Source organism: Nitrobacter sp. 62-13, from assembly GCF_001896955.1.
In the GTDB taxonomy this organism is placed as follows: domain Bacteria; phylum Pseudomonadota; class Alphaproteobacteria; order Rhizobiales; family Xanthobacteraceae; genus Nitrobacter.
Genome location: NZ_MKRN01000197.1, coordinates 21099 through 27896, shown reverse-complemented (window position 1 = coordinate 27896; position 6798 = coordinate 21099). Strand labels below are relative to the sequence as shown.

5 protein-coding genes are annotated in these 6798 nt (G+C 63.5%); 1 reads left to right on the top strand and 4 read right to left on the bottom strand.

The genetic code is table 11. The features are described from left to right. Positions 1 to 556 (top strand): DNA-3-methyladenine glycosylase (locus BGN91_RS15175; RefSeq protein WP_292614533.1); only part of this gene is annotated, 556 nt, incomplete at its 5' end. On the opposite strand, the gene BGN91_RS15170 is transcribed toward BGN91_RS15175, so the two are convergent. The 4 genes from BGN91_RS15170 to BGN91_RS15155 form a co-directional block, all read right to left on the bottom strand. Further along, positions 537 to 1703, bottom strand: a complete 1167-nt coding sequence (locus tag BGN91_RS15170) for an MFS transporter (protein ID WP_292614531.1) — start codon at positions 1701 to 1703, stop codon at positions 537 to 539. The genes BGN91_RS15175 and BGN91_RS15170 overlap by 20 nt on opposite strands. Beyond that, positions 1700 to 4564 carry a valine--tRNA ligase gene (locus tag BGN91_RS15165; RefSeq protein WP_292614530.1) on the bottom strand — a complete coding sequence of 955 codons (2865 nt, stop codon included), beginning with the start codon at positions 4562 to 4564 and terminating at the stop codon, positions 1700 to 1702. The genes BGN91_RS15170 and BGN91_RS15165 overlap by 4 nt, the downstream gene beginning before the upstream one ends. A 182-nt stretch (positions 4565 to 4746) precedes the next feature. Next, positions 4747 to 5451, bottom strand: coding sequence for a DUF2497 domain-containing protein (locus BGN91_RS15160; protein ID WP_292614528.1), 705 nt, complete (start codon positions 5449 to 5451; stop codon positions 4747 to 4749). A 285-nt stretch (positions 5452 to 5736) separates the two neighbouring features. Next, a partial coding sequence (locus tag BGN91_RS15155) for a TolC family outer membrane protein (protein ID WP_292614527.1) occupies positions 5737 to 6798 on the bottom strand: 1062 nt, incomplete at its 5' end.

Genomic DNA, 6798 nt, shown 5'->3' with positions numbered 1-6798 from the left:
GTTTTTCGGGCGCAGCGTGCATGAGGTCGCGCCCGAGTTGATCGGCGCAACGCTGCTGGTGGACGGGATCGGTGGTCTCATCGTCGAGGTGGAGGCCTATCACCATACGGAGGCGGCGGCCCATTCTCATCGGGGGCCGACGCCGCGGAATATGGTGATGTTCGGTCCGCCCGGCGTCGCCTATGTCTATCGCTCCTACGGCATCCATTGGTGCGTGAACTTCGTGTGTGAAAAGAACGGCTCCGCGGCCGCCGTTCTGATCCGCGCCCTGCAACCGACCCATGGCATTCCAGCGATGCGGCGGCGGCGCGGGCTGCACGACGAGCGCCTGCTGTGTTCGGGACCGGGAAAACTGTGCGAGGCGCTCGGGATATCGATTGCGCACAACGCGCTGCCGCTCGACGCGCCGCCGATCGCGGTCTACCAGCGCACAGCCGAGCTTGAAGTTGTGACCGGCGTGCGCATCGGCATCACCAAGGCCGCCGACCTGCCATGGCGATACGGATTGAAGGGCTCGAAATTCCTGAGCAAGCCGTTCAGGAACGTTGTGCCCTGAGATCGATCATCAGCGGGAACACGACCATCGGCACGATGGCAAGGCCGATCGGCACGAATGCGAAAGCGGCGTTCCCCGTGATATCCCAGACCATCCCGCTGACGATCGAGATCAGCATCGCGATGCCGTAACCGATCGTGAACATTCCCGCGGACAGGCGGGGCACGTCCTCTGGCGCAACGAGCAGTGCCGGCAACGTCAGCACAAGAGTCAGGCCCACGGCGCAGGTGCATCCGACCAACGCTGCCGCGCCTACGATCCCCCATAAGTTCGTGATGGTTGCGACGCCCGCAGCGCCAATCAGGCCGAAGACGCCGGTCAGGATGAGTGGCCATCTCCGCCGCTCCAGCCGACCTGCGATGACCATGAGGAGGATCGATCCCGGCAACTGTCCGAGGTTGAGCGCCGACAGCGCCGGCTGGATCAGATCGGTATGGCCCGTTTGCAGCAGCAGGCCGGGCAGGAAAGCATTCGTGCAGAAATAAAGCTGATTGTTCGCGCTGGCGACGAGGCCGACCTTCCAGAGCAGCGGATCGCGCCAGTCCGGCATCCAGCGGTCGTGCCGGGCCGCCACGCCCTCCCCGCCCGGGCGTGCGATGAAGACGACCAGTGCGATCGCCGCCGAAGCAAACGACCAGAGTTCGAGGCTCGCGCGCCACCCGCCTCCCAGCAAGGGGACGACGATCGCCGCGAAAATAACCGGAAAGATTTCTCCGCACAGCAAGCCGTTGGTGTAGACGGCGGTGGCGAAACCGATCCGGTGAGGCACCCATTGCCGCACCAGCGGCGGCAGCGCCGGCTGCATCAGCGCCACGCCAGCCGCCATCACCGCGGTTGCGGCGAACAGCGTCATCGCATCGATGGCGAAACCGCGCAGCGCCGACCCTGCGCTGGCGACCAGGAGGCCGACCACCAGGGCCTTGATGGCGCCGACGCGGGCGATCAGCAGCGAGCCAGGGACCGCGATCAGCGCGAACAGGCTGACCGGAATGGCGTTGAGAATGCCGACCTCGGTTCCGGACAGCGCAAGATCCGAAATGATGGCCGCCAGCACCGCCGGCACCGCAAGGATCGTAAGCCGCAGTCCAACGCCGCTAAGCCAGAGCAAGCTCAACGGGCGCAGCGACGACGACTGCGTTGCGCTCACTCAGCAGCCTTCAGACGCTCCAGCGCCTCGACGAACTTCGTCTTGCGCGCAACCGCAGCTTCGCGCTTTTCCTTTTCGTCCACGACGATGTCTTCGGGCGCGTTGGCGAGGAAATCCTCATTGCTGAGCTTCAGGTCGACCCGCATGATGTCAGCATCGGCCTTGGCGATTTCCTTCTCCAGCCGTGCCCGCTCGGCGGCGAGATCGATGATGCCCTTCAGCGGCAACGCAGCGACTTCACCGCGGATCAGCAGTTGCACAGCGCCTGCCGGCGGATGGTCTGCGAACGAGATGTCCGCGAGCCGGGACATTCGTTTGACGACGTCGCTCCAGCGCTCCGCGCGCGCCTTGCTCTCGGCAGATGCGCCTGCAAGCACCAGCGGCGTCAGCGTTGCGGGTGGAATATTCATTTCGGCGCGGACCGAGCGGATGGCGGTGACGAGATCGACCACCCAGCCGATCTCGGCCTCGGCCGCCTCGTCGCGGAAATAGGGTTTCGACGGATTGGCAAGCGGCTCAGGCGCGGAATAGGGATCGCAGGCGACCGCCTCGAGCAGCGCCTGCTGCTGGTCGGTGAGTTCGGCCTTGACCGGCCATGGAGACAGGGTCAGCAGTTGCGTCCGTGCCGATGTCACCGCCCACAATTCCTCGGTGATGAACGGCATGAACGGATGCAAAACTTTCAGGATTTCATCGCGCGCCCACGCGACCATGGCGCGGGTCTCGGACTTGGCGGGCCCGTCCTCGCCAATCAGAACGGGCTTTGCGAGCTCCAGATACCAATCGCAGTAGACGTTCCAGACGAAACGGTAGATTTCGCCGGCGGCGTCATTGAAACGATAGGATTCGATGGCCGCGGTGATCTCGCTCGTAGCGCGCGCGGTCTCGTGAACGATCCATCGGTTGAGCGTTTCCTTCGCGGCGGTCGGATCGAACTGGGCGGGAACGGCGCATTCGTTCATTTCCGCAAAGCGGCAGGCGTTCCAGAGCTTGGTCGCAAAATTGCGATAACCTTCGACCCGTTGCGACGACAGCTTGATGTCACGGCCTTGCGCTGCCATCGCCGCGAGCGTGAAGCGCAGCGCATCGGCGCCGTATTTGTCGATCAGATGCAGGGGATCGATGACGTTGCCCTTCGACTTCGACATCTTTGCACCGCTCTCGTCGCGGACGAGCGCGTGAATATAGACCTTCGGGAATGGCGCTTCCTTCATGAAGTGGAAACCCATCATCATCATCCGGGCGACCCAGAAGAAGATGATGTCGAAACCCGTGACCAGCACGTTGGTCGGATAGTAGCGTTTCAGCTCCGGCGTCGCGTCCGGCCAGCCGAGCGTCGAGAACGGCCAGAGCGCCGAAGAGAACCAGGTGTCGAGCACATCCTCGTCGCGTAAGATGAAGCCATCGCGCTTTGCCGGATCGCTCGCCATTTCAGCGCCCTGCTCCGCGGTGATGACGCCCTGCTCGACATAATAACCGAGTGCATGGCCGACCGCTTCGTCCTCTGTCTCCGCGACGAACACCTTGCCGTCCGGACCGTACCAGGCCGGAATCTGGTGACCCCACCAGAGCTGGCGCGAGATGCACCACGGCTGGATGTTTTCCATCCACTCGAAGTAGGTCTTCTCCCAGTTCTTCGGCACGAACGTGGTTTCGCCCAGACGCACGGCCGCAATCGCCGGCTGCGCCAATTGCTTGGCGTCGACGTACCATTGATCCGTCAGATAGGGTTCGATGACCGCGCCGGAGCGGTCGCCGTGCGGCACCATGTGCGCGTGCGGCTCGACCTTGTCGAGGAAGCCGAAATCTTCGAGGCGCGCGACGATCGCCTTGCGCGCGGCGAAGCGATCCATGCCATCAAATTCTTCCGCCAGCATCAGCGCGCCTTCGGGCAGACCGCGCAGATAATCCTCGTTGTCGGATAGCGCCAGCCGGCCCTCGCGATCGAGCACGCCGATCTGCGGCAGGCGGTGGCGCTTGCCGACCTCGAAGTCGTTGAAGTCGTGGGCTGGTGTAATCTTGACTGCGCCGGTGCCTTTTTCCGGATCGGCATAGTCGTCGCCGACGATCGGGATGATACGGCCGACCAGCGGCAGCACGACGTTGCTGCCGATCAGGTGCTCGAGCTTCTCGTTCTCCGGATGAACGGCGACGGCGGTGTCGCCCAGCATGGTCTCGGGCCGCGTGGTGGCGACGACGATATAGGTCGAACGATCGTCCGGATTGAAGCTCTTACCCTCGATCGGGTAGCGCAGATGCCAGAGGCTGCCCTTGACCTCGACCTGCTTGACCTCGAGGTCGGAAATCGCAGTGAGCAACTTCGGGTCCCAGTTGACCAGCCGCTTGTCCTTGTAGATCAGGCCGGCGCGGTGCAGTTCGACAAACACCTTGGCGACCGCGCGCGACAGGCCCTCGTCCATGGTGAACCGCTCGCGCGACCAGTCGCAGGAGGCCCCTAACCGTTTCAACTGATTGATGATGACGCCGCCGCTTTCCGCCTTCCATTGCCAAACCCGTTCGAGAAACCGGGCGCGGCCCATCTCACGGCGGCCGGGTTCCTTCCTCTCCGTCAGCTGCCGCTCGACTACCATCTGCGTCGCAATGCCGGCGTGATCTGTCCCGGGTTGCCACAGCACGTCCCGGCCGCGCATGCGCTCGAAGCGGCACAGCACGTCCTGCAACGTATTGTTGAGGGCGTGACCCATGTGCAACGAGCCGGTGACGTTCGGCGGCGGGATGACGATCGTGAACGGTTCAGCGTCGCGGCGATCGGCCCGTCCGGCCTTGAATGCGTCGGCTTCTTCCCAGAGGCGGGACATGCGGCTTTCGATATCGGCGGGCTGGTAGGTCTTTTCGATCATGGCAATGCAATCACACTGGGGTGCCGTCTCGGGCAAATTTGCAGAAATGAAGAGCGTCTGACCGCTAAAAGCCTCTCAGCGCGCGCCAAGTCAACACGACCGCCGAATAAACCGGCCTTGGTGGGCGGATGCCGGCGTCAAGGTCAGGCAGGTCACCGCCAAATGGCGGTTCCAGGAACAGATTACGGGCGGCCCCGCGATACCCGTTCGATTTCGGTCTTGACGATGCGCTCGACCAATCCCGGCAGGTTGTCGTCGAGCCAGGACTTCAGCATCGGGCGCAGCATCTCCTTGACGAGGTCCTCAAGGGTGCGGGCATTGTTGCTTAAAACAGTGGTGGCGAGCGAGTTGAATGCGGTCTCGACCGCCGAAACCGTCGACTGTGACAATATTTGTGCCGCCGGCGTGGCATTCGGAGCGGCTTGCCGCTGGGCGGCCGCAGGAGACGGCCGGGCGGCGGTGGCCGGCGCAGTCTCGGTGAATTCCAGATCGTCGTGCGGTTCGACTTTCTGAAAAGCGGTCTCTTCGGGCGACGACACGGCCATCTCGTCCGTCAGTTCGAAGACCTCTTCGGCCGGGGCCGCTCGAACCTCCTCCTGGGTGGTTGCGGCATCGAGGTTCGCGAGCAGCGCGTCGATGTCATCCTGACTGTTGTCGGCGGCTGGCTTCGGCGCGATCGTAACCGGAGGAATTGCGGTCATGGCAGCCGACTTCCCGGGCGTGGATGGCTTGGAGGCCGGCGTAGCCGGCTGGGATTTCGCAACCGCCGCGTCCACGGCCGCTGTTTTTCCCGCCGCCCCCGGCTTTTCGTCGTCGGCGATGATGCGGCGGATCGACGCCAGAATCTCCTCCATCGAGGGTTCCTGGACCTTTGCAGGTTGCGTCATGTCCAACTCCACATCTTCGCGGCCCCCGCCAGCATTCTGGCGGCAAGCGATAGAGGATTCTCGGGTCCCAGACGCGGGATTGGATTTCGATCGCCATCCCGATCTGTTCCCGGATCGGGCACCGCGAATCGATGCCAGCATCGATTCTCCGCCCCGGACTTCTGCAGCAAGCCGATCAGCACGCGGATATCGCACGAATCGCTTCGCGGCCTCCTGCAAAGGTATGGCATGGCAACAATTGATTGCAAGCAAAGGGCTGTGGACACAGCCTTCGTCAGCGCGCGATCACTGTCCGTCCGGCGTACGCACACCAGCCCAACTGTCGCGAACCTGGTGATAATGAACACTCGGATCGTAAACAGTCGTGTTTAGCTTCAACACCTGAGGCGACAGCCGCCCGATGGCATTCAACACGGCGTAGGACGCGACGACGCGATCGTGTTGAGCCGTCACCAGCGCCACGCGCGCATTGACGAGCGTCTGCTGCGCGTTCAACACGTCGAACGTGGTGCGCTGTCCGGCCTTGGCCTCTTCGCGAATGCCGTTGAGCGCGACCTCGGACGCCTCGACCTGCGCCTGCGCCGATACCACCTGCGACTTGCCCGCGACGAGTTGGCCCCAGGCCTGCACCACGCTGGCGCGCGTCTGATCGCGAACCTGCTCAAGCGTGAGACGTTGTTGCGCCAGTGTTTCCTTGGACTGGCGGATCAGTGAATATTCCGCGCCGCCCTGATAGATCGGCACCGACACCTGCGCGATCGCCGATGCAAAGAACTGCTTCTGGACCGTGAGTTGCTGCTGATAGCCCTGCTGGACGTTGGCCTGAAGGCTCACGGTCGGGAACAGTGCGCCCTCGGCCACCTTGACCTGCAGGTGGCTGACGTCGATGCCGTACATCGCCGCGGTGACATTGGGATTCTGGGTCAGACCAAGATCCACGGCGCCAGCGAGCGATGCCGGCAGAAAACGATCAACCGGCGAACCCGGCGCCAACTGGCCCGGTTCGTTGCCGACGATGCGGCGAAAATTCGACCGCGTCGTCGTCAGGGTGGATTGGGCGGTCATGAGCTGGGTGCGACCGGCGGCAAGCTGAGCTTGCGACTGCGCAACGTCGGTGCGGGTGACTTCGCCGACGTTGAACCGATCGCGCGTCTGCTTGAGCGTCTCCTCAAGCACACGGACGTTGCTGCGCTGGACTTCCACGATGGCGGCGTCGCGCAAATAGTCCATGTAGATGGTTGCCGCAGCGAGCAGCACGGTCTGTTCGAGCACCCTCAGACCCTCGCGCGAGGCCGAGACCTGGCCTTCCGCCGCTCGGGTCTTGTTGGACGTCTGGAAGCCGTCGAA